General features: G+C 59.3%; 19 protein-coding genes. 8 read left to right on the top strand and 11 right to left on the bottom strand.

All coding sequences use genetic code 11. From position 1 onward, the window contains the following. Window positions 1-75 precede the first annotated feature (75 nt). On the bottom strand, window positions 76-444 hold the full coding sequence (locus ACWR1S_RS16630; RefSeq protein WP_454564263.1) for a PilZ domain-containing protein: 369 nt from the start codon (window positions 442-444) through the stop codon (window positions 76-78). Window positions 445-603: 159 nt separating this feature from the next. Between ACWR1S_RS16630 and ACWR1S_RS16625 the strand changes: the two genes are divergently transcribed. From ACWR1S_RS16625 to yjiA, 3 genes are all read left to right on the top strand, one after another. Then, the gene (locus tag ACWR1S_RS16625) at window positions 604-2,670 is read left to right on the top strand and encodes a carbon starvation CstA family protein (RefSeq protein WP_397482762.1); all 2,067 of its coding nucleotides are present in this window, start codon (window positions 604-606) and stop codon (window positions 2,668-2,670) included. 15 nt (window positions 2,671-2,685) lie between these two features. Next, complete coding sequence (locus tag ACWR1S_RS16620; RefSeq protein ID WP_003228401.1) at window positions 2,686-2,883, top strand: YbdD/YjiX family protein; 198 nt, start codon at window positions 2,686-2,688, stop codon at window positions 2,881-2,883. Between the two features lie 163 nt (window positions 2,884-3,046). Further along, window positions 3,047-4,018, top strand: a complete 972-nt coding sequence (gene yjiA / locus ACWR1S_RS16615) for a GTPase (RefSeq protein WP_454564262.1) — start codon at window positions 3,047-3,049, stop codon at window positions 4,016-4,018. A gap of 115 nt (window positions 4,019-4,133) precedes the next feature. Here yjiA and ACWR1S_RS16610 read toward each other — a convergent pair whose 3' ends face one another. The 5 genes from ACWR1S_RS16610 to morA form a co-directional block, all read right to left on the bottom strand. Beyond that, window positions 4,134-4,844 (bottom strand): GntR family transcriptional regulator, encoded by a 711-nt coding sequence (locus tag ACWR1S_RS16610; RefSeq protein WP_454564261.1) that lies wholly within the window; start codon window positions 4,842-4,844, stop codon window positions 4,134-4,136. A gap of 19 nt (window positions 4,845-4,863) precedes the next feature. Next, the gene (locus ACWR1S_RS16605) at window positions 4,864-5,568 is read right to left on the bottom strand and encodes a FadR/GntR family transcriptional regulator (RefSeq protein WP_454564260.1); all 705 of its coding nucleotides are present in this window, start codon (window positions 5,566-5,568) and stop codon (window positions 4,864-4,866) included. A gap of 81 nt (window positions 5,569-5,649) precedes the next feature. After that, on the bottom strand, window positions 5,650-6,963 hold the full coding sequence (locus tag ACWR1S_RS16600) for a C4-dicarboxylate transporter DctA (protein ID WP_141126425.1): 1,314 nt from the start codon (window positions 6,961-6,963) through the stop codon (window positions 5,650-5,652). A gap of 236 nt (window positions 6,964-7,199) precedes the next feature. Next, window positions 7,200-8,453, bottom strand: coding sequence for a serine hydroxymethyltransferase (glyA, locus tag ACWR1S_RS16595; RefSeq protein WP_077574612.1), 1,254 nt, complete (start codon window positions 8,451-8,453; stop codon window positions 7,200-7,202). Window positions 8,454-8,706: 253 nt separating this feature from the next. Next, entirely contained in the window at window positions 8,707-12,555 is a 3,849-nt protein-coding gene (morA, locus tag ACWR1S_RS16590; protein WP_454564259.1) for a cyclic di-GMP receptor MorA, read from the bottom strand. 285 nt (window positions 12,556-12,840) lie between these two features. Here morA and ettA point away from each other — a divergent pair, with 285 nt between their 5' ends. Further along, window positions 12,841-14,505: an energy-dependent translational throttle protein EttA gene (gene ettA, locus ACWR1S_RS16585; protein ID WP_064118743.1), complete on the top strand. Its 1,665-nt coding sequence runs from the start codon at window positions 12,841-12,843 to the stop codon at window positions 14,503-14,505. Window positions 14,506-14,854: 349 nt separating this feature from the next. Then, window positions 14,855-16,192 carry an NADP-specific glutamate dehydrogenase gene (gene gdhA / locus ACWR1S_RS16580; protein ID WP_454564258.1) on the top strand — a complete coding sequence of 446 codons (1,338 nt, stop codon included), beginning with the start codon at window positions 14,855-14,857 and terminating at the stop codon, window positions 16,190-16,192. On the opposite strand, the gene ACWR1S_RS16575 is transcribed toward gdhA, so the two are convergent. The 4 genes from ACWR1S_RS16575 to ACWR1S_RS16560 form a co-directional block, all read right to left on the bottom strand. Then, complete coding sequence (locus ACWR1S_RS16575; protein WP_454564257.1) at window positions 16,189-16,683, bottom strand: GreA/GreB family elongation factor; 495 nt, start codon at window positions 16,681-16,683, stop codon at window positions 16,189-16,191. The two genes, gdhA and ACWR1S_RS16575, sit on opposite strands and share 4 nt — an antisense overlap. A 70-nt stretch (window positions 16,684-16,753) precedes the next feature. Next, the gene (locus ACWR1S_RS16570) at window positions 16,754-17,110 is read right to left on the bottom strand and encodes a hypothetical protein (RefSeq protein WP_454564256.1); all 357 of its coding nucleotides are present in this window, start codon (window positions 17,108-17,110) and stop codon (window positions 16,754-16,756) included. Window positions 17,111-17,329: 219 nt separating this feature from the next. Then, window positions 17,330-19,183, bottom strand: a complete 1,854-nt coding sequence (locus tag ACWR1S_RS16565; RefSeq protein ID WP_454564255.1) for an Lnb N-terminal periplasmic domain-containing protein — start codon at window positions 19,181-19,183, stop codon at window positions 17,330-17,332. Between the two features lie 94 nt (window positions 19,184-19,277). Beyond that, window positions 19,278-19,766 carry a DUF3015 domain-containing protein gene (locus ACWR1S_RS16560; RefSeq protein WP_007909797.1) on the bottom strand — a complete coding sequence of 163 codons (489 nt, stop codon included), beginning with the start codon at window positions 19,764-19,766 and terminating at the stop codon, window positions 19,278-19,280. A 302-nt stretch (window positions 19,767-20,068) separates the two neighbouring features. On the opposite strand from ACWR1S_RS16560, the gene ACWR1S_RS16555 reads away from it, so the two are divergent. Together ACWR1S_RS16555 and ACWR1S_RS16550 are read left to right on the top strand one after the other, a co-directional pair. Then, window positions 20,069-22,507: a Lon protease family protein gene (locus tag ACWR1S_RS16555; RefSeq protein ID WP_454564254.1), complete on the top strand. Its 2,439-nt coding sequence runs from the start codon at window positions 20,069-20,071 to the stop codon at window positions 22,505-22,507. A gap of 309 nt (window positions 22,508-22,816) precedes the next feature. After that, window positions 22,817-23,131 carry a PA4575 family protein gene (locus ACWR1S_RS16550; RefSeq protein ID WP_007909799.1) on the top strand — a complete coding sequence of 105 codons (315 nt, stop codon included), beginning with the start codon at window positions 22,817-22,819 and terminating at the stop codon, window positions 23,129-23,131. Window positions 23,132-23,167: 36 nt separating this feature from the next. On the opposite strand, the gene ACWR1S_RS16545 is transcribed toward ACWR1S_RS16550, so the two are convergent. Continuing rightward, window positions 23,168-24,997 carry a hypothetical protein gene (locus ACWR1S_RS16545; protein ID WP_454564253.1) on the bottom strand — a complete coding sequence of 610 codons (1,830 nt, stop codon included), beginning with the start codon at window positions 24,995-24,997 and terminating at the stop codon, window positions 23,168-23,170. Between the two features lie 161 nt (window positions 24,998-25,158). Between ACWR1S_RS16545 and ACWR1S_RS16540 the strand changes: the two genes are divergently transcribed. Further along, window positions 25,159-25,647, top strand: a complete 489-nt coding sequence (locus tag ACWR1S_RS16540) for a TIGR00645 family protein (RefSeq protein WP_007909801.1) — start codon at window positions 25,159-25,161, stop codon at window positions 25,645-25,647. Window positions 25,648-25,757 lie beyond the last annotated feature (110 nt).

Raw genomic sequence — 25,757 nt, 5'->3', positions numbered from 1 at the left:
CCAGTCAACGCAAATGTTGAATGACAAATCGCTATCGCGAGCAGGCTCACTCCTACATTTGATCTGTGGTGGATTCTAAATTTCGATCAGGGCGCCCAGTTCGCGCTCCAGTTCCGCTTCGTCAGCCAGATTCAGCTCGATCAAGCGCCGCAAGCGCTGGATCGATTCCAGGCTGATATGCCGGCAGACAAACCCAAGCTGGCCGTTTTCCTCGTGGGCCAAGTGCACGTCCATCTCGATATCGACGTCATCGCTCAGATGAATGTCGACGAAGAAATCCTTCCCCGAGTCCCCCAGCCACGGCTCCGGCCGCTCGATCAGCAGTCCCTTGAGCGACAGATCAATCAGCTTCACCGGCCAGATGAACTGGTCCTGACTCAGCTCGGTTCTGGCATCGAACGCAATACGTTTGAAACGACGTCGATTAGCGGGGTGCTCGCTCATGGCGCAATCCTCATGAAGGTTCGCTGACTATAGACCCGACCTGTCGGTCGCAGCCAATCGCTAAAGCGTCTAGACCAACGTCGGGGTATGGCCTTTGGCGCCGTAAGCGCTAAACTCGGGGTGGCTGTCTTTCTTGTCCACCCTGGCTGGAATAATAAAATGAAAAATAATAATAGCCTGCTACGCCACTTACCCTGGCTATTGCTGGCAATCGTAGGAGCGTGCGCCCTGGGCGTAGTGGCATTGCGCCGCGGCGAGGCGATCAACGCCTTGTGGATCGTGGTCGCTGCCGTGGCCATTTATCTGGTTGCGTATCGTTACTACAGTCTGTTCATCGCTAACAATGTGATGCAACTGGACCCGCGTCGGGCCACCCCCGCCGTGCTCAACAACGACGGTCTGGACTATGTGCCGACCAACAAACACATTCTTTTCGGTCACCACTTCGCTGCCATCGCTGGCGCCGGACCTCTGGTCGGCCCGGTATTGGCGGCGCAGATGGGTTATCTGCCCGGCACGCTGTGGCTGATTGCCGGTGTGGTGCTGGCGGGCGCGGTGCAGGACTTCATGGTTCTGTTCATGTCGACCCGGCGCAACGGCCGTTCCCTGGGCGACATGGTGCGTGAAGAAATGGGCCGCATTCCCGGCACCATCGCACTGTTCGGCTGCTTCCTGATCATGATCATCATCCTCGCGGTGCTGGCGCTGATCGTGGTTAAAGCGCTGGCCGAGAGCCCGTGGGGCATCTTCACCGTGATGGCGACCATCCCGATCGCGATGTTCATGGGCATTTACATGCGCTACATCCGCCCGGGCCGCATCGGTGAAATCTCCGTGGTCGGCGTGTTGCTGCTGCTCGGTTCAATCTGGCTCGGTGGGCAGATTGCCGCTGATCCGGTGTGGGCCAAGGCGTTTACCTTCACCGGCGTGCAGATTACCTGGATGCTGGTCGGTTACGGTTTCGTCGCGGCATCGCTGCCGGTGTGGCTGATTCTGGCTCCGCGTGACTACCTCTCCACGTTCCTCAAGATCGGCACCATCATCGCCCTGGCGATCGGTATTCTGGTGACCATGCCCGAGCTGAAAATGCCGGCGCTGACCCAGTTCGTCGACGGTACTGGCCCGGTGTGGAAGGGTGGTCTGTTTCCGTTCCTGTTCATCACCATTGCCTGCGGTGCAGTGTCCGGTTTCCACGCACTGATTTCTTCGGGCACCACGCCGAAGCTGCTGGATAACGAAACCAACGCCCGTTACATCGGTTACGGCGGCATGCTGATGGAGTCGTTCGTCGCCATCATGGCCATGGTCGCCGCTTCGGTGATCGAGCCAGGCGTGTACTTCGCCATGAACAGCCCGGCCGCTGTGGTTGGCAGTGACGTCGCTTCGGTTGCGCAAGTGGTCTCCAGCTGGGGCTTCGCGATCACGCCGGAAGCGCTGCAAGCGGTGGCACACGACATCGGTGAAACCACCATTCTGGCCCGTGCCGGTGGTGCGCCGACCCTGGCGGTCGGTATCGCACAGATCCTGCACAGCGTCCTGCCGGGTGAAAACACCATGGCGTTCTGGTACCACTTCGCGATCCTGTTCGAAGCGCTGTTCATCCTTACCGCAGTCGACGCCGGTACCCGTGCCGGGCGTTTCATGCTGCAGGACCTGCTCGGCTCCTTCGTTCCGGCACTGAGACGTACCGAATCATGGACCGCCAACCTGATCGCCACCGCCGGTTGTGTGGCGATGTGGGGCTGGTTGCTCTACCAGGGTGTGATCGATCCACTGGGCGGCATCAATACCCTGTGGCCACTGTTCGGTATCTCCAACCAGATGCTGGCCGGTATCGCGCTGATGCTCGGCACCGTGGTTCTGATCAAAATGAAGCGCCAGCGCTACATCTGGGTCACGCTGCTGCCAGCCGCCTGGCTGCTGATCTGCACCACGACTGCAGGCTTCATCAAGCTGTTCGATGCCAACCCGGCGATCGGCTTCCTGTCGCTGGCCAAGAAGTACAGCGATGCGCTGGCCAACGGTCAGGTGCTGGCACCGGCAAAAAGCGTCGAGCAGATGCAGCACGTGATCTTCAACGCTTACACCAACGCAACGCTTACCGCGCTGTTCCTGTTCGTGGTCTTCAGTATCCTGTTCTATGCGCTCAAGGTCGGCATCGCCGCCTGGGGCAAAAAAGAGCGTACGGATAAAGAATCGCCATTCCAGGCCCTGCCGGACGCGTAACCAGAGGATTGCACCATGTTCAATGACCTGAGTCGCCTCGGTAAATACCTCGGTCAGGCCGCGCGTCTGATGGTCGGCATGCCCGACTACGACACCTACGTCGAGCATATGCAAACCAAGCACCCGGACAAACCGGTGATGAGCTACGAGATGTTCTTTCGCGAACGTCAGGAAGCCCGTTACGGTGGCAAGGGTGGGCCGAAGTGCTGTTGAGCTGACAGCGTGCGGTTGAGGTAATCCCCCTGTGGGAGCGAGCCTGCTCGCGAAAGCGGTGTGTCATCGAGCAATGATGTCGACTGACACGACCCCTTCGCGAGCAGGCTCGCTCCCACAGTTGTTTTTGTGTTGTTCATTCATTTTGTGAAGGAGAAAGCGTTTGTCCTCTCCCATTCCGGTAACGGTACTCAGCGGTTTTCTCGGTGCCGGCAAGACCACTTTGCTGCGCCATATCCTCAAAGCCGAGCACGGCCTGAAAATCGCCGTGATCGAAAACGAATTCAGCGACGCCGGCATCGACACTCAGTTACTGGGTGATGAGCCGGTGCAAGTCATGACCCTGGCCAACGGCTGCGTCTGCTGCACTATTCACACCGACCTGACCAAGGCTCTGTACTTGCTGCTTGAACGGCTGGACAGCGGTGATATTGCGTTCGATCGTCTGGTCATCGAGTGCACCGGCCTGGCCGATCCAGCACCCGTGGCGCAGACCTTTTTCATCGATGAGGAATTGCGCGAGCGTTATCTGCTCGATGGCATCATCACCTTGGTCGATGCCGCGCACGCAGACGTGCACCTGACCCAGACCATCGCCCAGGCACAGATCGGTTTTGCCGATCGCCTGCTGGTGAGCAAAACCGATCTGGTCGACGAAGCCACGTTCAATGCACTGAGCGAACGACTGACGCGGATCAACCGGCGCGCGCCGGTTCGTGTGGTTGAGCACGGCAACATCGATCTGGCAGAACTGCTGGATGTCCGTGGCTTCAACCTCAATGCCGATCTTGGCGGCGGCTTGAGCCTGCGCCCGGTGAGCAAGGCGCCGTCAATCGATCGTATTTCCAGTCTGGTGCTGCGCACCGATCAGCCGCTGGATATCGATCAGCTCAGCGAGTTCATGAACGAACTGCTGGAAGAACACGGCAAGCAATTGCTGCGTTACAAGGGCGTGCTGAGCATTGCCGGTGAGGATCGGCGTTTGGTGTTTCAGGGCGTGCTGAAGCTTTATGGTTTCGACTGGGACACCGAATGGGCCGAGGGCGAGGCGCGGGAAAGCGTGATTGTGTTTATTGCTGATGATTTGCCGGAAGAGAAGATTCGGGCGGGGTTTGCCAAAGTCGCTTCTGCCTGATGGATCTTGGTTGTCAGTGATGGCCTCTTCGCGAGCAAGCTCGCTCCCACAGTCGACCGCACTCTGTCAGTCGAATGCAATTCACTGTGGGAGCGAGCTTGCTCGCGATGGCGGTCTAACCGACAGCACATTGCTCAAGGTCTGAACCCAGCAGGGTCTGCTCAAGTTGATCCAGATGCTGATTCATCAGCATCCCGGCTTTGCAAGCATCGCCTCGCTCCACCGCCTCAACCAGCGCCAAGTGCTCCTGCCATGCGCAACAGCTATGCGTCTGGCACTCACTTCGCGCAATCGCCAATGACGTCAGCGGCACCAGACTGCCAAGAAAATGCGCCAACGGTGCATTTCCCGCCATCTGCGCCAAGTGCAGATGAAACTCCCCCGACATGCGAATCGCCGCACCTCGCCGATCTTTGTCGACGGCCTGACGCTCGCGCTCGATCACCCCGCGCAAGCGTTTCAACCCTTCCGCTTGCGCGCGCTGACAGGCCAAATGTACCAGCGTGCTCTCGGTCAGTCGCCGCGCATGCAGGGCCTGCCGTGTCTGTTCCCGATCAGGTGCCGCCACCCGTGGCCGGTGATTGGCCCGCAACACAATGACGTGCTCATGGGACAGTTGGGTCAGCACCCGGCGCACCTCGGCGCGGCTGGCGCCGAACATGTCTTTCAGGCTGTCTTCAGTAAAACGGCTGGCCGAATCAATGCGCTGCTCGAGAATTGCGTCGAACAGTCGCGGATACAAATCCTCCACCGGCGCCCGCAGCCGAGAGAAGGGCAGGGGCGTGGCAGTCGGCTGAGCATGCGAGGGTGAAGCGAAACTGTTCATAGCCTGTCTCCAATAGATATCAGCGACTCAGGTGGTCTTCCGGGATATTCAGCTCGATGCCCATGCGCTGACCTTCGCGCAGAATGTGCCGGCGCATTTCGGCGCTGGCCTGGGCGCTGTTCTTGCTGCGGATGGCGCGCACCACCGCTTCGTTTTCTTCCAGCCGTTCGGCCAGATGTTCCGGTGAGTTGCGCAACACTTCAGCGCTTTGCTTGAGGGCATTGCTGGTCTGCTGCACCACACTCTGGAAGATCGGATTCGAGGTCAGGGTGAACAACTCTTCGTGGAAGGCGATGTAAGCGCTGACCCCGGCTTCGCTGTCGCCAGCCTCGAGGGCTTCGCGCATGTCCATCAGGGTCAGGCGCAACTGGCCGACTTCCTTGCTGCTGATCGATTGTGCGACCAGCCCGACAATGAACGGCTCAAGGGTGTAGCGCAGTTGCAGCACGTCTTCCAGGCTGGCGCCGGCCACGGCACTGTCGTGGCTTTGACTGTCGCTCAATTGCGCATCGAGGACGACCACGCCTTTGCCCGGCATCGAACGCACCAGACCCAGGGTTTCAAGGACGATCACCGCTTCGCGCAGGCTCGGCCGGCTGATGCCCAGTTGTTCGGCCAGTTCACGCTGGCCCGGCAGCATGTCGCCGGAGCGCCACTGACCCCGGGCGAGGGCGGCGCGGAGTTTTTCTACGACTGAGTTGACGACGGTTGATGTGGTAATCACTTGTCTTGCTCCATGTGCCTGTAGGGCGCCGCAAATCAGGATCAAAGATCACCGCTTGCGGCAGCGCCTCCAGGGTTGAAATCAGAACTCCTGCTGGTGCGCCGGAGTTGCTGTTTTACGCGGCTGAAAGGTGTAGCCCTGCTGGCCGCTGAGTACTTTGTTGGCGCGTTGCACGTCGATGTCTTTTTCCCAACGGGCGATTGCTACCGTGGCGACGCAGTTGCCGATGAGATTGGTGAGTGCCCGGCCGATGCCCATGAACCAGTCCACCGCGAGCACAAGCACCAGACCGACCACCGGGATCGCCGGAATCGCCGTCAATGTTGCCGCCAGAATCACTAGCGCCGAACCCGGAATGCCGTGTGCCCCTTTGGAGGTAATCAGCGACACCAGCAGAATCGTCAGCAAATCAGTCATCGCCAGTGGCGTGCCGGTGGCGTTGGCGATGAAGACGATGGCCAGGGTCAGGTAGATCGAGAAACCGTCGAGGTTGAACGAATACCCGGTCGGAATCACCAGGCCAACCGTCGAGCTGCCAATGCCGAGGTGTTCGAGTTTGCGCATGATTTGCGGCAGCACAGCATCGGAAGAGGCGGTGCCCATGACGATCAGCAGTTCTTCACGCAGGTACTTGAGCAGCGGCCACATACGCAGGCCAGAGGCGCGCATCACCAGACCGAGAATCACGCTGACGAAAGCGATACAGGTCAAATAGAACAAACCGACCAGACTGCCCAGGTGCTGCAGGGAATCGAGGCCATATTTGCTGGTGGTGAAGGCGATGGCGCCGAACACGCCGATCGGCGCCAGACGCACGATCATGCCCATGATCCGGAAGATCACATGGCTCAGTTCGTTGATCAGTCGGGAGATCCCGGAAGCCGCTTCGCCGACCAGATTCAAGGCGCTGCCGAACAGCACCGAGAACAGCAGCACCTGCAGGATATTGTTGTCGGCGAAGGCGCCGATCACTGAAGTCGGAATCAGGTCCATCAGGAACTGCGTGGTGGTGTGCATGTGCTGGCCGCGCTCGGCGATGTCGCCTATATCAGCGGCGGACAGCTGCTCCAAATGAATGTTCGCGCCGCTGCCGATGCCGGTACTGAAGGCGAACACCAGGCCGATCACCAGGGCGATGGTGGTCAACACTTCGAAGTAAATGACCGATTTGAGGCCGATGCGCCCGACCTTCTTCAGATCGCCCGCGCCGCTGATGCCGCTGACCACCACGCAGAACACGATGAGGCCAATGAGCATTTTGATCAGTTTGATGAAGCCGTCGCCGAGCGGTTTGAGCTGGGCCGAGTATTCAGGAAGGGTCAGCCCGCAGACGATGCCGAGCATCAGTCCGAGAACCACTTGGAGGAAGATTGAACGCGAGCACCATCTGAGCATGGGAGGAATCCTGGTCGGTGTCCTGGCTGCTGGCGCTTACACGCTCAGATTCAGGACTTAATTATTGTGGTCTTACCGGTATGTCCAGTGCGGGTGCAGTCTACGCTCGGTTTTTTCGGGATGACAAGTGAAAAACACAAAATTGGCATGACCGGTCTGACCGGTGGTTTCTGCAGGCGAAAAAAAACCGGCCAATCACTTGGCCGGTTTTTCATGCTGCAGATTTAACGTCGCAATTACGCGCCGTACACCGGCAGTTTCTTGCAGATGGCTTTGACTTTCTCGCGCACGGCGTCGATCACCGCTTCGTTGTTCAGGTCAGCCAGGATGTCGCAGATCCAGCCGGCCAGCTCTTTGCACTCTGCAACCTTGAAGCCGCGAGTGGTCACAGCCGGAGTACCGAAGCGCAGGCCGGAAGTGACGAACGGCGAGCGTGGATCGTTTGGTACGGAGTTCTTGTTCACGGTGATGAACGCTTTGCCCAGAGCGGCGTCGGCGTCTTTACCGGAGATGTCCTGCTTGATCAGCGACAGCAGGAACAGGTGGTTCTTGGTACCACCGGAAACTACGTCGAAACCGCGCTCGATGAACACTTCGGCCATGGCCTGGGCGTTCAGCACCACTTGTTCCTGGTAGGCCTTGAACTCAGGTTGCAGCGCTTCCTTGAAGCAGATCGCCTTGGCAGCGATCACGTGCTCCAGCGGGCCACCCTGGGCGCCCGGGAAGACCGCGGAGTTCAGCTTCTTCTCGATGTCGGCGTTGGCGCGCGCCAGGATCAGGCCGCCACGTGGACCGCGCAGGGTCTTGTGCGTGGTGGTGGTCACGACGTCAGCGAACGGCACCGGGTTCGGGTAAACACCGGCGGCAACCAGACCGGCTACGTGAGCCATGTCGACGAACAGGTAAGCGCCAACCTTGTCAGCGATTGCGCGGAAGCGTGGGAAGTCGAGAATCTGCGAGTAGGCAGAGAAACCGGCCACGATCATTTTTGGCTTGTGCTCAACTGCCAGACGCTCGACTTCGTCGTAGTCGATCAGGCCGTTGGCATCGATACCGTATTGAACGGCGTTGTACAGCTTGCCGGAGGAGGAAACGCTGGCGCCGTGGGTCAGGTGACCACCGTGTGCCAGGCTCATGCCCAGGATGGTATCGCCACCTTGCAGCAGGGCCAGGTAAACGGCGGCGTTGGCTTGCGAACCGGCGTGCGGCTGAACGTTGGCGTAATCGGCGCCGAACAGCTCTTTGGCGCGGTCGATGGCCAGTTGCTCAACGATGTCGACGTACTCGCAACCACCGTAGTAACGCTTGCCTGGGTAGCCTTCAGCGTACTTGTTGGTCAGGACCGAGCCTTGAGCTTCCATCACCGCTGGGCTGGTGTAGTTTTCCGAAGCGATCAGCTCAATGTGTTCTTCCTGGCGCTGAGCTTCTTGCTCCATGGCGGCAAAAAGGTCGGCGTCGTACTTGGCAATAGTCAAATCACGGCTGAACATGGCGGTCCTCAAGGATCGGGGGCAGAAAAGGGGGGCATTCTAACCCAATGGGTTTTGGATGGCATATGAAACGACATCATGTCGCAGACAAGTGGCGTTCATGCGCAGATAGATGGTGATTGTGCCGGCCTCAAAAGATCGCAGCCTTCGGCAGCTCCTACAGTAATCCGAGCTGATCCCGAATACTGTGACCGACATCAATCCTTGTAGGAGCTGCCGAAGGCTGCGATCTTTTCGGTCGCGACGCCGATCTTCAGTCGAACATAAAGAGCGCGTCATTGCTGAACTGCGCCTCAAATCGTCCCGCCGGCATCGGCCGCCCGAACAGATAGCCCTGAACCTCATCGCAGCCATGTTCACGCAAGAAGTCCAACTGCTCATGGGTTTCCACGCCCTCGGCGATCACCGCCAGATTCAGGCTGTGCGCCATGGCAATGATCGCCCGGGCAATCTGCGCGTCCTGCTCGCCCGACGGCAAACCATCGACAAACGTGCGGTCGATCTTCAGCACGTCAATCGGGAATTGCTTGAGGTAGTTCAGCGATGAATAACCCGTGCCGAAGTCATCGACCGCAATGCTCAGACCCAGGTTTTTCAGCCCGGCGAGAATCTGCATGGCCTCGCTGACTTCGCGCATCAGAATACTTTCGGTCAGCTCCAATTCCAGACACGCCGGCGGCAGGCCGGTCTCGCGCAGGATCGTGGCGATCCGCGTGCCGAGCTGGCCATCGGAGAACTGCCGCGCCGAGATGTTCACCGACACCTTCGGCACGCGCACACGGTTCTGGTGCCAGGTCTTCAGTTGGCGGCACGCCTCGCTGATCACCCAGTCGCCAACGTCCACCACCAGCCCGAGTTCTTCCAGCACCGGAATGAAATCCCCCGGCGGCACCAGTCCGCGACGCGGATGACGCCAGCGCAACAGCGCTTCGGCGCCGGTCAGGCGTTTGCCGTCGCCGCTGAATTGCGGTTGGTAATACAGGACGAATTCGTTCTGCTCCAGGGCGTGGCGCAAGTCGCTTTCCAGCTCCAGGCGCTCCAGCGCACTGGCGTTCATGTCGGCCTGATAGAACTGGAAGTTGTTCTTGCCGCGTTCCTTGGCGTGGTACATCGCCGTGTCGGCGTTCTTCATCAACTGGCTGAGTTCGTTGCCGTCCTGCGGACTCAGGGCGATGCCGATACTGGCGGTGACGAAGAACTCGCGGCCTTCGAGCACGAATGGCCGCACCAGGCTGCCAAGGATCTGTTCGGCGACATGAATCGCCCGGTTCAGCGCCATTTCGCGACTGGAGCGATGTTGCAGCAGCAAAGTGAATTCGTCGCCGCCCATGCGCGCCACGGTGTCGTCATCGTCGACGCAGGCCAGCAGGCGCGTGGCCATGTCTTTCAACATGCGGTCGCCGGCGGCGTGGCCGAGGGAATCGTTGATCGGTTTGAAACGGTCGAGGTCGAGGAACATCAGCACCACCCACGACTTCTGCCGTTCGGCCGATTGCAGCGCGGTGTGCAGGCGATCCTGGAACAGCGTGCGGTTCGGCAAATGCGTCAAGGCGTCGTAGTAGGCGAGGCGGTGAATCCGTTGCTCGCTGGCCTTGCGCTCGCTGATGTCGCTGAAGAAGCACACATAACTGGCCAGGTCGCCCTCGTCGTCGAGCACCGCAGTGATGCCGACCCACGCCGGGTAATGCTCGCCATTGCGCCGCTTGAGCCAGACTTCGCCTTCCCAGGTGCTGTGCTGATGCAGTTGTTTGAGCACGTAGCGCAGATGCGCGTCCTGCTGCTCATCAACGGTGAGCATGTTCGGCAACTGGTCGAGCACCTCGCTCACCGCGTAACCGCTGACGCGGCTGAAGGCTTCGTTGGCCTGAACGATGTAGCCGGCCGGGTCGGTGATCAGGATCGCCGACGTGGAATGCTCAAATACTGTCGCCGCCATGCGCAGGTCTTTCTCGGCGCGGCGCTGCTGACTGATATCGCGACCGACACCGAGCACGCCTTCGAACGCACCGTGCTCGTCCCACACCAGCACCAGACGCAGCTCGATCGGGATCTTGCGGCCATCGGCGCGCAGGCAATCGAACAGGAACAATTGCGTCTGCACCTGATTGCGCAAAATGGCCAATTGCTCGGGTTTGTCCAACGCCTTGCTGACCCGATCCATCAGCGTGTAGATGCCGCTCAGTTGCTGCGGGTTGGCGATGGTCGATTGCCAGCCGTTCTGGAAAATCCACTCGGCGTCGTAACCCAGCACGGCTTGCACCGACGGGCTGACGTAGTTCAGCGAGAGCTTGCTGTCGGTGGAGAAGATCACGTCGCTGATGCTTTCAGCGAGCATGCGATAACGCTGCTCACTGTCGCGCAGGGATTCGCTGGCTTCGATCTGCTCGGTGATGTCCTTGGCCACGCCGATGATCCGCGTGACTTGATCATGCTTGTCGCGGGCTAGCGCCTGTTCGCGAATATCGAAACGCCGCCATTTGCCGTCGCGATGGCGGAAACGCAACTGGCATTGCAGCAACTGGCTATAACCTGCGTGGCGCTGCAACTGGCGCGAGCGATGGTAGTAGTCGGCATCTTCCGGGTGCAGGAGGATCTCCCAGAAATACTCGCCCATCTGGTGCAGTTCGGTGCGGTTGTAGCCGAGCGTCTGACCGAGGTGGTGGTTACTGAAAATCATCCGCTGGCTGATCACATCCTGCACGTACAGGTGATCCGGCACGGTGCGCACCACGTCCGACCAGAACCCCTCGCGTTCGAGCAGCGACAGTTCGATCAGCTTGCGACTGGTGATGTCGTTGATGCTGAGGATCACGGCTTTGTAGTCGTGCTGCTCGGTCGGCAGGCGCAATACCATCCACAGGTGCTGGTCGCGGCCGTTGATGTCCGGCAGTTTGATTTCCAGTTCCAGCTGCTTTTGTTGCTGCAGGACGGCGTCGAGGACTTGATTGCCGATCGCACACTGACGGTGTGGGTGGCCATCGATCAACAGTTGCCAGGCATGTTCGCAAGAGTTGACATTGAGCAGTAGCAACGCGACCTGGTTGACCTCGGTGATGCGCAGTTCCTGCAGCAGTTGCTGGCGCTGCTGCGGTTGGTCGAGCCAGGCCTTGAGCTGGTCGCTGGTCTGGATCTGCGCCTTGTCGAAGACTTGCTTCAGACCGGACAGGTCAAGCACGCACAGCGCCACGCCGGTGCCTTCGAAAATGTCCTGATAGCGTCGGCGACCCTCATGCAACTGGCGCTGGCGGCGGCGCATGTTCAACAGCGCGATCACCGGCAGCATCGAGAACGCCAGGCCCAGCAGGCATTTGCCGATAAACGCCGGCAGCAATTCTTCGAGTACGCGCTGACGGTCGAACAGGCCGCGCAACTGCCAATCGCTGCTGCTCAGCGGCACGGTCAGCACGGTGTTGGCCATGTCGTCCGGACTCAAGACGCCGGGCTTGGCCGAAGGCTGTGCTTCGTCGCGACTGATGATCTGATGGTTGACGCGGTTTTCCACCAGCCACAGTGGGCGCAGGCCGGTGTCACCCTGTTTGGTCAGTGAATCGAAGAAGGTCGGGGTAAGGCGCAACGCCCAATAGCCGCGTGTATTGCCGCTGGCCTGATGCAGCAACAGATGCACCACCGAGCCATCGTCGGCGTTACTGAAGTAATGCGCCTGGGCGCGGCTGCGGCGGACCAATTCGGTCAGGTAGTCGGCGTCGTGGCTGTCAGCGGCGCTGTCGCTGATGATCCGCCCGGAAGGGCTGAGCAACGCCATGCTGCGCAGATCGGGCAGCGATTGCTGAAGCTTGCGCAGCAGCGCCTGCTGTTCGTCGGCTGATTGCGGTTGTTCGACGATCGGTAGCAGATTGAGGGCGATTTGCGCGTTCAGCGCCATGTTCAGACTGACCTGCGAGGCGAGGTCGGCGGTGTAATCGATGGTGTACTGACGCTGGTTTTTCTGGGTTTCGCGCAATTGATCGAGCAGTTGCCAGAACAGCAACGCCAGCAACAAAAGCACGAGCGTCGCCAGCGCACCCTTTAATGTACCGCGCAGGGACGAGCCGGGCGCCGGTGGGGTGCTGCTCACAGAAGCTGGCGGAGTGACATTGGACAAGCTGTAATCCTGCGGTTTGGCTGGACTGGCGCGACGTGCACTATAAGCCGGACGCCCAAAGGGCGGCTAGCATGCCTTGAGTCGTGGCGAAGTGCCAGCCCCGCGCGGCTGGACTGCCACTGGTCAATCAGGTAGCTTTGCCGGTTACGCGGGAGCGTTCCAGCTCCTAGACTCAGACTTTTTCAGCGCGCACGCATTGATAACCATCAAGTGAACGACGCGCATGGTCTGGCCGGGCATCGCCCGCGCTGCAATCATTCATCTGTCACTGACCCAAGGTTCTCCATGGCTCAATACGTCTTCACCATGCATCGGCTGGGCAAAGTTGTTCCGCCGAAGCGGGAAATTCTCAAAAACATTTCGCTGTCCTTCTTCCCCGGCGCCAAGATCGGCGTACTCGGCCTCAACGGTTCGGGTAAGTCCACGCTGCTGAAAATCATGGCTGGCGTCGACACCGAGTTCGAGGGCGAAGCCCGTCCGATGCCGGAGCTGAACATCGGTTATCTGCCACAAGAGCCACAACTTGATCCGACCAAGACCGTGCGTGAAGTGGTCGAGGAAGCGGTCAGCGTGATCAAGAACGCCCAGGCCCGCCTGGACGAGGTCTACGCGGCTTACGCTGAAGAAGATGCCGACTTCGACAAACTGGCTGCCGAACAGGCCAAGCTCGAAGCGATCCTGCAAGCCAGCGACGGTCACAACCTCGATCGTCAACTGGAAGTCGCCGCCGATGCGCTGCGTCTGCCGGCCTGGGACGCCAAGGTCGAATTCCTCTCTGGCGGTGAAAAGCGTCGTGTGGCCCTGTGCCGCCTGCTGCTGTCCGCGCCGGACATGCTGCTGCTCGACGAACCGACCAACCACTTGGACGCCGATTCCGTTGCGTGGCTGGAGCACTTCCTCCACGACTTCCCGGGCACCGTGGTAGCGATCACGCACGACCGTTACTTCCTCGATAACGTCGCTGGCTGGATTCTCGAACTCGACCGCGGCGCGGGCATTCCGTACGAAGGCAACTATTCGGGTTGGCTTGAAGCCAAGTCCGATCGTCTGGCCGCCGAATCCAAGCAGCAGTCGGCCCATGAAAAAGCCATGAAAGAAGAACTGGAGTGGGTGCGCAAAGGCGCGAAGGCCCGCCAGTCGAAATCCAAGGCACGTCTGCAACGCTTCGAAGAAATGCAATCGCAGGAATTCCAGAAGCGCAGCGAAACCAACGAGATCTACATCCCGGCCGGCCCACGTCTGGGCGACAAGGTCATCGAATTCAAGAACGTCACCAAGGGCTACGGCGATCGCGTGCTGATCGACAACCTGTCGTTCTCGATGCCGAAGGGCGCCATCGTCGGCGTGATCGGCGGTAACGGTGCCGGTAAATCGACCCTGTTCCGCATGCTGATGGGCAAGGAAACACCGGATTCGGGCAGCATCGAAGTCGGCGAAACCGTGCAGCTGGCCTGCGTCGATCAGAGCCGCGATGACCTGGATGGCAGCAAGACTGTGTTCCAGCAGATCTCCGACGGTTCGGATCAGATCCGCATCGGCAACTACGAGATCCCGTCGCGCACCTACGTCGGTCGCTTCAACTTCAAGGGCGGCGACCAGCAGAAGTTCGTCAAGGACCTGTCCGGCGGTGAGCGCGGTCGTCTGCACCTGGCGTTGACCCTGAAGGAGGGCGGCAACGTCCTGCTGCTCGACGAACCGTCCAACGACCTCGACGTTGAAACCCTGCGTTCCCTGGAAGAAGCCCTGCTGGACTTCCCGGGCGCCGCGATTGTGATCTCTCACGATCGGTGGTTCCTTGACCGTGTGGCGACACACATCCTGGCGTACGAAGACGACTCGCAAGCGATCTTCTTCGAAGGTAACTACACCGAGTACGAAGCTGATCGTAAAAAGCGTCTCGGCGAAGCAGCTGCCCAGCCACACCGCGTACGTCACAAGAAACTGGCCTGATTCGGGTTGGTTGCATAAAAGAGCGGAGCCTTCGGGCTCCGTTTTTTTTGCCTGTGTTTTTCAGGTTTAACCGAGTCGAACCCTTCGCGAGCAAGCTCGCTCCAACAGGGGAACGCATTTCAAATGTGGGAGCGAGCTTGCTCGCGAAGGGGGTGTAACTGTTGGTGCATGACGTGAATCTAATCTCACCATTAGAGTGCAAAGCAGGTCCAAAAAACGGCCTGATTTATATCCTGTGCACCATTTAATTTCATAACTGCGACATTTTGCTCTGTTCCTGTGCGCATTTCGTTTGTTACAGTCCGGCCCAATCTCCTCCAACGACAATAAATTTGCCGAGACTTTTGCCATGATCGAATCCGTCGAATCCTTCCTCGCCCGCTTGAAAAAACGCGACCCGGATCAACCCGAATTTCACCAGGCCGTCGAAGAAGTCCTGCGCAGTCTGTGGCCGTTTCTCGAAGCCAATCCGCACTACCTGACGTCGGGAATTCTGGAGCGTATTTGTGAACCGGAACGCGCGGTGGTGTTCCGCGTGTCGTGGGTCGATGACCAGGGCAAGGTTCAGGTCAATCGCGGTTTCCGCATCCAGATGAACAGCGCCATCGGCCCGTACAAGGGCGGCTTGCGCTTCCATCCTTCGGTCAATATGGGCGTGCTGAAATTCCTCGCCTTCGAACAGACCTTCAAGAATTCCCTGACTTCGTTACCCATGGGCGGTGGCAAGGGCGGCGCGGACTTCGATCCGAAGGGCAAGAGCGACGCCGAAGTCATGCGCTTCTGTCAGGCATTCATGAGCGAGTTGTATCGCCATATCGGCGCCGACGTTGACGTGCCGGCCGGTGATATCGGTGTTGGTGCGCGGGAAATCGGTTTCCTGTTCGGCCAGTACAAACGCTTGAGCAATCAGTTCACCAGCGTCCTCACGGGCAAAGGCATGACCTACGGCGGCAGCCTGATTCGCCCGGAAGCCACGGGTTTCGGCTGCGTGTATTTCGCTGAAGAAATGCTCAAGCGTCGCGGGCAGACGGTTGAAGGCAAGCGCGTGGCGATCTCCGGTTCCGGCAACGTTGCGCAGTATGCGGCGCGCAAAGTGATGGATCTGGGCGGCAAGGTGATTTCGCTGTCTGACTCCGAAGGCACGCTGTATTGCGAGGCCGGTCTGAACGAAGAACAGTGGCTGGCGCTGCTGGAACTGAAAAACGTCAAACGTGGGCGCATCAGCGAACTGGCGGCAGTGTTCGGTCTGGAGTTCCGCGCCGGTCAGCTGCCGTGGTCGTTGCCGTGCGACATCGCGCTGCCGTGCGCCACGCAGAACGAACTCGACGCCGAAGCCGCACGCACACTGCTGCGCAATGGCTGCGTGTGCGTGGCCGAAGGCGCGAACATGCCGACCACGCTTGCGGCTGTGGATATTTTTATCGAGGCCGGCATTCTGTTCGCTCCGGGCAAGGCATCCAATGCCGGCGGCGTAGCGGTCAGTGGTCTGGAAATGTCGCAGAACGCCATGCGTCTGCTGTGGACGGCGGGTGAGGTCGACAGCAAGTTGCACGCGATCATGCAGTCGATCCACCACGCTTGCGTGCATTACGGCGAAGAGAACGGCCGCATCAACTACGTCAAAGGCGCGAACATCGCCGGCTTCGTCAAAGTCGCCGACGCAATGCTGGCGCAGGGCGTGGTTTAAGCCGGTTCGATACGAATCACTTCGATCACTTGATCGCCGGCGGGGCGCTGCCACAGCACCTCGTCGTTGAGTCGGGCACCGAGCAGCGCTCGGCCCAGTGGTGAGCCCCAATTGATCAGGCCTTTGCTGGCATCGGCCTGATCTTCGCCGACCAGTTGCACGCGGCGTTCGGTGTCGTGTTCGTCGGCGTAGGTGACCCAACTGCCGATCTGCACTTTGTCTCTAGACGTTGCCGGGACAGCCACTTGCGCACTGCTCAGGCGCTGATTGAAATAACGCAGATCCCTTTGCAGATCCGCTTGCCGCTGCTTATCGGCCTGTTCGCCTTTGGCAGTCTGCTCGGCCTGCTGGGTTTGCAGGTCGGCGACTTTCGCCTGCAACTGCGCCAGTCCTTGCGCCGTGACGTAATTGGGCTGCGTGCTGACCTGCCGCTCGACAGGCTGATCGGCTTGCGCGGCGGCGTTGTCTTCGTTGACGAATGCGCGACTCATGGTGTCCTCCTCGTATGAGGTTTGGGCCATGCTCGCAGGCATTTGGTTTCACCGGATGTCTGGAAACGACCTATGGCGAGCGATAAGCCCGCCCGGCGTCCTGATCTTTCTGTTGCTGCCAGGCGCGTTCGCGTTCGTCCCAGTGCTCGTTGCGATACTGTTCGCGGTCCTTGTTTTCCAACATTGCCTGACACTGGCGGAAGCCGTCGGTCCAGCCTTCGGCGTATTGCTTGTCCTTGAGATAGCGCGGCACGTTCTTGCGGAACTCGCCGCTGATCGAACCGGCCGCTTGGCGGCCGCTGATGCAACCGTCATCAAAACCGTCAGCGAAGGCCGGTGGGTAACCCTTGGCGATCAAATCATCGTGGGTCGACTGGCAACCGCCCAGCAACAGCAAAACACCCAACACACCCGCACACCGCCACATCGCACTCTCCCGCGCCGGTTGTCCGGCTTATGGGGAAAGTCTAGAAGCTGATTCATGACACGGCTGTCGAAGCCCCGTGAAAAATCCATTAACACCACAAAACCCCTGTGGGAGCGAGCTTGCTCGCGAAGGCGTCCTGTCAGGCGATTTTAATATCGACAGACCCACCGCTTTCGCGAGCAAGCTCGCTCCCACATTGGTTCTGTGTTGTGTTCGGAGTCAGTAGTGATACCACTTCACTTCGAGCATGACTTCCGTCTCAGGGGTGGCAAGGTGGCTGAATTCACGCTGCGCACTCAGGCGCAAACCCAGATTGCGCGACAATTCCCACTGCTGGTTCAGACTCAGGCTGCGGCGCACTTCGCCATTGAAGAAGTAATCGCCCTTGGCCTCCAGGCTGAGATTGCCCAGCGGGTTTTTCCACAGCACACCGGTATTGAAACCGCCGGCCGGGGCGACGAATTCAGCGAAGTCATTGTTGTGTTCAACGCGCACCGTGCCGAGGGCAAAACCCAGCACATCGTCACCCAACGCCCAGGTGCCGCCACCGCCACCGTTGACGTGGCTGACCAGCGTCTCGTCATCATGCTTGCCCGGGACCCGCTCAAGCCCACCGGTCACCTGCCACGACAGCGGCTGCAATAGCTCATTGCGCGGCGTCAGCGAGCGAATGGTCGCCAGATCCAGCTGCTGAAACTGCCAATGATTGCCCTCGTACTGACGCAACTTCATCTGCAGGATTTCGATCTGCGCGCCGAGCGGGAAGCTCTCGGCGTTGTCGTTGAGATCGTGATAAGCCATGCGCAAGCCGTATTCGCCGAACGCACGATCGCCGCGTGTGCCGAGGCCTGCCTGCCAGGTGCGTGATTCGTGGCCGTCTTCCGGCAAGCCTGGCTGCGGAATGTCCAACTCAGGCGCGGGATTCTTGTTGATCGCCCGCAGCAATTCGAAACTGCGTTGCGCCCGTTGCGGATCACGTTCCTGGCCGTTGGCGCGGTAGCGCTCCAGACGATATGCAGCGTCGATGATCAACGCTTGACGGTCGCGGGGCAGGGCTTTGAAAGCCGGATCCTGCAACTGCTGTTGATCGGCGCTGACGTTCAGCACCCATTGCTGTTCGTCATTGCTCAACGGCTCGGCACGGCTAAGCAATTCACGCTCACGGGACGGACGATATTCAATGCTTTCCACCAACCCGGCTTCCTTCACCGCTTTGACGGTGTCGGTGGGAATCGCGGTCAGCGGGAATTGTTCGGTCAGGCGCAGGCTCGGCCGTGCGACTTGCAGCAGCTCCAGCAGGCGATACGAGCAGTTTTCATCGAAGAAAAAGTAATCAAACTGGATCTGCTTCAACTCCCACACATGTTCGACCATGCGCGCGGTTTCTTCTTGCGTCAGATTCAGTCGGTACTCCCACAGGTCGCGGTTTTCCAGACTGCGGTATTCCGAAAGTTTTTCCTGATACGGCACCAGCGCGAACAGGCCGGGATAACCGCCCATCAAACCTTTCCAGGCGTAGAGAATGCTGTTGTCCGAACCTTCGATGTAGGCACCGAAGTTGATCGCGTAACTGAGCAGCGATGTTTTATCGGCCTGCACATCGGCCTGATCGATACGCAGCAGGGTGTGGCCGAACATCGACGACGGACTGTTCAAGTACGCCGCCGGGAAGATCATCACCGCGCTGTGCGGCGAGACATCCTTGAACCACTTCTTGTATTCAGCACATTCCGGTGTCGGCAGATCGCTGAGATTGAGCTGAGCCTTCAGCCAGCGAGTACGTGCCGGATAAACACATTGCGCGTGTTGCTCGCCGAGGCTGGCCGGGGCGTACAGCGCTTGCACGGTGGCCGCCAGTTCGTGGTCGGGATGCTCATTGCCATCCGGCGCGAGAAAGAACTTCTTGTCGCTGACATAGCTGCGCCAGCCGCCGAGCTTGGCGGTTTCGTAGTGACCGAGGGAAATCCAGAAGCGGTCGTTGGCCAGTTGCTGCAAACGTTGAGGGTCGATGGTTGGCGCGGCGGACAGCGGGGCGCAGACACAGAGCGCCAGCCAGGCAAGGCGTTTGAGCATAGTCGGCAACTTGAACAGGAAAGAAATAAAGACCCAAGGAGGGCGGGCCGAAAAAACAAAACCCGCTTCCCGAAGGAAGCGGGTGGGGTCGAGCTTAAGCCTGAGTTGCGTACTTGGCCAGACGAGGATCCGATTTCAGTACGGCCAGGGTGTTGGTATGCACGTCTTCAGCGGTCACGTCAGCCTTGCTGAAGATCTGCTGGAAGTGCTCGTGAGTCACCGCCGCGAAATGCGCGCGATCTTCCGGCGCCACGCCCAGTACCACAGCATAAGTCGTCAGCGCTTCGCCGTTGCCTTTGGCCATGTCTTCGGACAGCTCGTTCATCATGCCATTCATGGCAAACCAGGATTTGCCGCCGTAGGTCAGCGATGCGTTGGTCGAGCAACCGTTGGTGCCGGACGTCATCCCGAAGGTGGCGTTACCGGACGTGCCGTTGGTGGTGGAAGCGAGGAAGTGAGCAGGGGTGCCACGCTGACCTTCGAACAGCATGTTGCCCCAACCGCAATCCGGGCCGCCTGGAGCTTGCGCCATTGCGTTGATGGATACAGCGGTGAAGAGAGTACCGAGAAGAATCCGTTTCATAGCTTTGTTCTCTTTTGTGTGCATACCAATGGACAGGGTTCTGGCCCCCCAAGCTCTGTACGAAACAGATCCAAACGAAGCCAGTGGGCCGGTATTAGTTCCAGCCGCGCAGTTTGGAGTTTAGGCACGTTCCAGGGGTTCCGTGGTTTTTTGCAAAATATTTGGAATAAACCCCGGTTTCCGGGGGCGAGCCGCAGGCTTGGCCGGTTGTCTATGCTTTGTGGTGTGGCGCGCCTTGCCAGTGGGGCACGGGCAGCGCCAGAATGCCGCTATCTGCCCCGCCTGATTGTTAAGGAAGCCCGATGCCTGATCCTGTTGCTGCCAGCTTGCGTCTCGCGCCCGAAGCGCTGACCCGTCCGTTTTCCGCTGAACAGTTCAGCTTCACTACCACCAATGATCTGGAGCCCTTTCGCGGTGTGCTCGGCCAGGAACGCGCGGTCGAAGCCTTGCAGTTCGGTGTGGCCATGCCACGCCCCGGTTACAACGTTTTCGTCATGGGCGAGCCCGGCACTGGTCGTTTCTCGTTCGTCAAACGCTACCTGAAGGCCGAAGGCAAACGCCTGCAGACCCCGGCGGACTGGGTCTACGTCAATAATTTCGACGAGCCTCGCGAACCCCGCGCACTGGAGTTGCCATCGGGCACTGCCGGCGCATTCATCGGTGACATCAACGGCTTGATCGATAACCTGCTGGCGACGTTTCCAGCGGTGTTCGAGCACCCGTCCTACCAGCAGAAGAAAAGCGCTATCGACCGCGCCTTCAACCAGCGCTACGACAAGGCTCTCGACATCATCGAGCGCCTGGCCCTGGAAAAAGACGTCGCCCTGTACCGCGACAGCAGCAACATCGCCTTCACGCCGATGCTTGATGGCAAAGCGCTGGACGAAGCGGAATTCGCCCAGTTGCCAGAGGTTGATCGCGAGCGTTTCCATGAAGATATTTCCGGCCTCGAAGAGCGCCTGAACGAAGAGCTCGCCAGCCTGCCGCAGTGGAAGCGAGAGTCGAACAATCAACTGCGCTCGCTCAACGAAGAAACCATCACCTTGGCCTTGCAACCGTTGCTGTCGCCGCTGTCGGAGAAATATGCCGAGAACGCTGCGGTGTGCGGTTACCTGCAAGCGATGCAGGTGTACTTGCTGAAAACCGTGGTCGAGCAACTGGTCGACGACAGCAAGACTGACGCCGTGGCGCGCAAGCTGCTGGAAGAGCAATACGCGCCAAGCCTGGTGGTCGGCCATCCGTCCAGCGGCGGTGCGCCGGTGGTGTTCGAGCCACACCCGACTTACGAAAACCTCTTCGGTCGTATCGAATACACCACCGATCAGGGCGCGCTCTACACGACCTATCGTCAGTTGCGTCCGGGTGCCTTGCACCGTGCCAACGGCGGTTTCCTGATTCTTGAAGCGGAAAAAATGCTCAGCGAGCCGTTCGTGTGGGACGCGCTGAAACGCGCCCTGCAATCGCGCAAGCTGAAAATGGAATCGCCGCTGGGCGAAATGGGCCGTTTCGCCACCGTGACGCTCAACCCGCAGCACATTCCGTTGCAGGTCAAAGTCATCATCATCGGCGCGCGATCGCTGTACTACACGTTGCAAGACCTCGATCCGGACTTCCAGGAGATGTTCCGCGTTCTCGTTGATTTCGACGAAGACATCCCGATGGTCGACGAGAGCCTGGAGCAATTTGCCCAACTGCTGAAAACCCGTACTTCGGAAGAAGGCATGGCGCCGCTGACCGCCGATGCGGTAGCGCGTCTGGCGACTTACAGCGCACGACTGGCCGAGCATCAGGGGCGTTTGTCGGCGCGTATCGGTGATCTGTTCCAACTGGTCAGCGAGGCGGATTTCATCCGTCACCTGGCCGGCGATGAAATGACCGATGCCGGACACATCGAACGCGCGTTGAAAGCCAAAGCTACGCGCACCGGACGTGTGTCGGCGCGGATTCTCGACGACATGCTCGCCGGGATCATCCTGATCGACACCGATGGCGCCGCAGTCGGCAAGTGCAATGGTCTGACCGTACTCGAAGTCGGTGATTCGGCGTTTGGTGTGCCGGCGCGGATTTCCGCCACGGTGTACCCGGGCGGTAGCGGCATCGTCGACATCGAGCGTGAGGTCAACCTCGGTCAACCGATCCACTCCAAAGGCGTGATGATCCTCACCGGGTATCTGGGCAGCCGTTATGCGCAGGAATTCCCGTTGGCGATTTCCGCGAGCATCGCCTTGGAGCAATCCTACGGTTACGTTGATGGCGACAGTGCGTCACTGGGCGAGGCGTGCACGCTGATCTCGGCGCTGTCGAAAACCCCGCTCAAGCAGTGTTTTGCGATCACCGGCTCGATCAACCAGTTCGGTGAAGTGCAAGCGGTGGGCGGGGTCAACGAGAAAATCGAAGGCTTCTTCCGTCTCTGTGAGGCGCGCGGGCTGACCGGCGAGCAGGGCGCGATCATTCCGCAGGCCAACGTCGCCACGCTGATGCTCGATGAGAAAGTGCTGGCGGCAGTGCGTGCCGGACAGTTCCACGTGTACGCGGTGCGGCAGGCCGACGAGGCGTTGAGTCTGTTGGTTGGCGAGCCGGCGGGTGAACCGAATGCCGATGGCGAATTCCCGGAAGGCAGCATCAACGCACGGGTGGTCGAGCGTCTGCGCGACATCGCTGAGATGATCAGCGAAGAAGACCTTAAAGAGGCTGAGAAGGAGCTGGCCCAAGAAGCCCTGGCCGAAGCAAAACCCGCTTAAGCCTGGCGCGGTCAAACTGTAGGAGTGAGCCTGCTCGCGATAGCGGAGTGTCAGTCGGCGAATAAGTTGCCTGGCACACCGCTATCGCGAGCAGGCTCACTCCTACATTTGTTTTGTGTGAATCCATCGAAAATTCGCCACAACTCTGGCGCCAATATTCACACAATGACCATTCGGCGCCTTCTGGTTCCATTCGGCTTGCGCAGCGGACTTTTCTTCTATTCTCAGCTCAAGGATATCGACAGTATCACTGGATCGAGCCAGTCCTCCCGTGGGGGCTGAATACCGGCTTCACCGAGGGTCGCCGCCATGTCGCGCAACCTCTGTCTCACCCGTCAGTGCCTGGGTCTGGTGACCCGTATCGAATGCGCCATCAAGCCGTTGGCCGGCGATAACGGCATGTGGACGCTGCTCTTCGCGGCCGGCATGGCCGGCGAACAACCTTCCGCCATCAAAGCCCAGGGCCCGTTTCATGGGCCGGTCGCCGCTGAATCAATACTCGACACCATCGTCGAAAGTCTGACCCTGCATGGCTACGAATTAGCCGATGATCCGCAGATCTGGAGCCTGCACCTGCAAGCTCAATTGCGGCAGATCAACGGTGGGCGTGGCCGCGCCCTGTAGGAGCTGCCGCAGGCTGCGATCTTTTGATCTTGCCCTTCAAGGCGCAGTCTCAGGCACCTGTGCCTTGTCGAGTTTGACCTCAAAGCCGTATTGCACGGTGGCGAGGTCGGTTCGCTGATAGGTTTCCACGTGGGTGGGACGGCCGTAGAAGTAATGCACGCCAAACAACGCCGGGCCTTCTGCGCTCGCATCGTGGCTGACCGACAGGATCTGCTTGAGGTAGTTGCCACTGTCGTCTTTGACGAAGAAACGCCACTCGTTGGGCGGGAACAGTTTCAGATCCACCACCAATTGGTTGTTCTTGATCTCCAGGCCTTTGGGCAAGGATTTGGCGTCGTACGCCTGTTTGGCCACCGTGGCGAGAAACAGCGGCATTGAGCCGACGGCAATCGCCGGGGTTTCCGGGAACAGGTTCAGGTCGTAAGTGATCGTCGCGCGCAGCGGATCGACTTGATAGGCCTCGGGCGGCAGTTCGATCGGCTCATCGAGCTTGCCGCTGCGTTTTTCGGTGAAGAACGTGACAGGACTGACGCCCGGGCTGAAGTCATCGCCCAGCAATTCATCGTTGAACGTACGGCGATGGGAGAACTCGATGCGGGCGGCGCTCGGTTCTTCCACGGATTGATGGATGCGGATGCCAGCCTTCAATTGCTCTTCGGTCAGGCTCGCGCCCTTGAGCCAGTTGGCCGCCAGATCGTCGTAAACGGTCACCGACGGATCCAGTGGCTGGATGGTTTTCTCCGTGGTGTGCTGATTGAACGTGCGAATCGGCAGATCCAGCGGTTTACGCGTCACGGTCGCCGAGGAGAAATCCAGCACGCTGACTTCCAGGGTGTCGATCGGGCCATTGAAATAGACCTTGTTGTAGCGACGCGGATGTTTCTGTTCGAAATCCTGCTGCTCTTGGGTGAGTTGCTTTTCCAGCGCATCGCTCCAGCCCTTCTGCTGTTGCAGGTAGGCCAGTTGTTTTTCATAGAAGGTCACTTGCTCCGGACTCTCGTTGATCGAGCCGGCGCGTATCAGGTATTGCCCGGTCTTGTCGCGGGCCTGGACGATCAGCGGATTGAGCTGCGTCTCCGCGACTTCCGCCGCCAGTGGCAGATTGTTGCTGAATTCGACTTCGGCGTAGTTGTTCTCGAGCTTCAGCAGTTTGACGCTGAGGTTGTCATTGCTGCGGGTCTGGCCGACGTCTTTTTGCGTCAGGTCGAAGCTGTACAGGCGGCGCGGCGCGATGACTTCGATCTGGCCTTGCAGGCTGACCGGTTGCGGCAGGGACTTCTTGTCCACGTCCAGTCCGTCAATGAACGGGTAGGTCACGGTCAGGTCTTCGGGGTTGGTGACGTTGGAGCTAGAGGGGCTGAGCTGAATGCCCGGATCGGTTTCCGACCATTCCGGCTGATAAGCGATCACGCGTTTGTTGCTCAACGTCACCGACTGCCATTCCACACCGTGTGGAAACAAGAATCCGCCGGGAATGTTCAGGTTGAACGGGAACACCGGTTGCAGGTCGGTGAGGTAATCGGAGCTGGCATCCTTGTGCAGCACGAACAGGCCATTGATGAAGGTATCGACCAGCGTCTGCGGGGCAGGGTAGTGCTTGAGCACGGCGAGCGCATCTTCGCCGTATTCGGTGCGGGGTGGAATGTCGTTGAGTTTGATCTGCGCCCGTTCGAGCAGCAGCAGTGAGCCGCCGAGTTCGGTGATGGCGTCCTTGAGTTTTGGATCGGTGATGGCGTCCAGTGACTGTTCGAACTTCGCGGTTTTTTCTTCAAGGCTGGCGGCGTGTTTGTCGTCGCCGGGCGAGCAACCGCTGATCAACAGAGCAAGGCAGATTCCGGCCGTCGTTATCGGTAATCGCACATCCATTTCCACGCGTCCTGTTTACAGTCACTGGGCTGTCAATGGCTTGGACACTAGCAGAAAAAAATCACCCACACGCGCAGGTGGCGGATTTTCGGGCAGTTTCTGGCTGTCACAGGGGGCTGGTATACTCGCCGCCATTTCCAGCCCCCCCTGTGTGAGATTCAATGGAACGCTTTATCGAAAATGCAATGTACGCCTCGCGCTGGCTGCTGGCGCCGATCTATATCGGGCTGTCCCTCGGACTGCTGGCGCTGGCACTGAAATTTTTCCAGGAAGTTTTCCACATCCTGCCCAACGTGTTCTCAATGGCCGAATCGGAGCTGATTCTGGTGCTGCTGTCGCTGATCGATATGGCGCTGGTCGGCGGCCTGCTGGTCATGGTGATGATTTCCGGCTACGAGAACTTCGTCTCTGAACTGAACATCGATGAAGGCAAGGAAAAGCTCAGCTGGCTCGGCACCATGGACTCTTCGTCGCTGAAGATGAAGGTCGCGGCCTCGATCGTGGCGATCTCCTCGATCCACTTGCTGCGCATCTTCATGGACGCCAAGAACGTCGATCCCGAGCACTTGATGTGGTACGTGATCATCCACATGACCTTCGTCGTCTCGGCGTTCGCCATGGGTTACCTGGACAAGGTCACCAAGCACTGATCAACCGTTGATCGCTGCAAAAACACCGCCCGTCTGTTGCGAAACAGACGGGCGGTGTCGTTTGTGGCTTGTGCTTTGGTGCGTGCGGGCATATCCCTGTAGAGGTCCTG

The organism is Pseudomonas sp. AIG (genome assembly GCF_977020205.1).
The sequence above is the reverse complement of the archived record's forward strand: the minus strand, read 5'-3'. Positions and strand labels throughout refer to the sequence as shown.